The following is a 2,207-nucleotide window of genomic DNA, read 5'->3' as shown; positions in this document are numbered from 1 at the left end:
CCGCGATCAGCAGCCACAGCCCGGCCCGGGTGTCGGCGAGCTTGCGGAGCTCGACCTTCACCAGGCGCGACAGCGGGATGGGACGGGAGTCGACCTGCACGGTGGGCTGGTCGAGGGTGGCGGTGCTCATGCGGGTGCTCCTTGCGGGACGTTCTCGCGCTGGGTGGTGGACGTGAGCTGGAGGAACATCTCCTCCAGGCCCGCGCCGTCGGCCGCCCGCAGCTCGACGAGCACGATGCCCGCGGCGGCGGCGACCTTGCCGACCTCCTCGGGGCTCGCGTCGGTGCGCATGCCCCGGTCGCCCGAGGGGGTGGCGTGGATGCCGGCCTGGCTCAGGGCGCCGACCAGGAGGTCCGGCTCGAGCGCCCGGACGAAGGTGCCGGCGGTCTGCAGCAGCTCGGCCTTGGTGCCCTGGGCCTGGATCTTGCCGTTGCCGATGACGATCAGCTCGTCGGCGATCACCTCGACCTCGTGCAGCAGGTGCGAGGACAGCAGGACGGTGCCACCGCGGTTCGCGTACTCGCGGAGCAGGCCGCGCATCCAGTGGATGCCGGCCGGGTCCAGGCCGTTGGCGGGCTCGTCGAGGATCAGGATCTGCGGGTCGCCGAGCAGCGCGTGGGCGATGCCGAGGCGCTGGCGCATGCCGAGCGAGTAGTTGCGGATGCGCCGCTTGGACTCGCTGCCGGTGAGGCTGACGAGGTTCAGCATCTCCTCGACGCGCGACATGGGCAGTCCCATGGTCATCGCGCCCAGCGTGAGCACCTCGCGTCCGGTGCGGCCGGCGTGCTGGGCCGAGGCGTCCAGCAGGACGCCGACGTGGCGGCTGGGGTTGGGCAGCTCGGCGTACCGGTGGCCCCCGACCGTGGCGGTGCCGCGGTCCTGGTGGGTGAGCCCGGTGATGATGCGCATCGTGGTGGACTTGCCGGCGCCGTTGGGGCCGAGGAACCCGGTCACCTGACCGGGCTGTGCGGTGAACGAGACGTCGTCGACGGCGACGAAGCCGCCGTAGCGCTTGGAGAGACCTTCGACTGTGATCATGGGCCCCAGCCTGTCGCAGCCGGGGGGCGAGGCGCATCAGGACGAAGCCTGAGTCGCCTGAGCCGAAAGTAGGGGGTCACCCTCACCCCGGGACGGTGGTCCGGCGGACCCGCACCCCCCTACGCTGACGGACGTGCCCACCGAGCCCACCGCAGCGCGTCCGCTGACGTGGTGGGGTCACACGTGGCGGCTGGCCCTGGTCCTCGGCATCTCCGGGATCGCCTGGGGGTCGGTGGCGGGATGGCAGTGGGCGAACGATCGCCGCTGGCTCGCGCTCGACCTCCTGCTCGGGGTCGGGGCCCTCGTCCTGGTGCTCTGGCGCCGCCGCCGTCCGGTGACGGTGGCGACCGTCGTGACGCTCGCCGGCGTCGTGTCGTTCTCCGCCGCCGGCCCGGCCGCGCTGGCCCTGGTCTCGCTGTCGACCCGACGCCGGTGGCGCGAGATCGTCCCGGTCGCGGCGCTCGCGGTCGTCGCGAGCACGGTGGCGGAGCGGCTGGACCCGACCTCCGACGAGTCGTGGCGGTCCGCCGGCGGCCTCGCGGTCGTCGCCGTGGCGGTGACGGTCGCCCTGGGCGTGCTGGTCGGCTCGAGCGACCGGCTCGTCCCCGCCGTCCGGCGACGCCTGGCCGCCGCCGGCGCCACCACCCGGCCCGTCGAGCCCGCGAGCGCGCCGCCCCTGAGGTGGTGGGGCCACACCTGGCGGCTCCTGCTCGTCCTGGCCATCTCGGGCGTCGCGTGGTCGACGTTCGCCGAGTGGCAGTGGTCGAACGACCGGTGGTGGCTGGGGCTCGACCTCGGCCTCGGCCTGGTCGCCCTCATGCTGATGCACTGGCGGCGACGCTCGCCGTTCCTCGTCGCCCTGGTCGTGACCCTCTTCGGGGTGGTGTCGGCGACCAGCGGCGGGCCCGCGACGCTCGTCCTGGTGTCGCTGTCGACCCGGCGACGGTGGCGCGAGATCGTCCCGATCGCGGTGCTGTCGGTCGTGGTCGGCACGGTCCTGAGCACCCTCAACCCCTCCACCGACGAGAGCTGGTGGTTCACGCTCTTCGCCACGATGGCCGTCATCGGCCTGACGGTCGGGTGGGGCCTGTACATCGGCTCGCGCCGCGAGCTGCTGTCGACGCTGCGCCAGCAGCTGTCGACCGCCGAGCGCGAGCAGGCGATGCGGG

Annotated in this window: 1 protein-coding gene and 1 pseudogene; one reads left to right on the top strand and one right to left on the bottom strand. The window is 73.5% G+C overall.

Annotation, left to right across the window (positions count from 1 at the left end; genetic code table 11):
• Positions 1 to 126 precede the first annotated feature (126 nt).
• A complete protein-coding gene (locus ACI6PP_RS23130) occupies positions 127 to 1,038 on the bottom strand; it encodes an ABC transporter ATP-binding protein (protein ID WP_421114108.1) in 912 nt (303 codons plus the stop codon).
• A 133-nt stretch (positions 1,039 to 1,171) separates the two neighbouring features.
• Between ACI6PP_RS23130 and ACI6PP_RS23125 the strand changes: the two are divergent.
• A pseudogene (locus ACI6PP_RS23125) lies at positions 1,172 to 2,207 on the top strand (hypothetical protein); the annotation flags it as partial.

Source organism: Solicola agrisoli (assembly GCF_049059935.1).
In the GTDB taxonomy this organism is placed as follows: Bacteria; Actinomycetota; Actinomycetes; order Propionibacteriales; family Nocardioidaceae; genus JAURVT01.
This window is presented reverse-complemented; position numbering and strand designations above follow the sequence as displayed.

Excerpts from the sequence above, each read along its gene's own strand:
- ACI6PP_RS23130 (WP_421114108.1), bottom strand. The coding sequence starts at position 1,038 with ATGATCACAGTCGAAGGTCTCTCCAAGCGCTACGGCGGCTTCGTCGCC.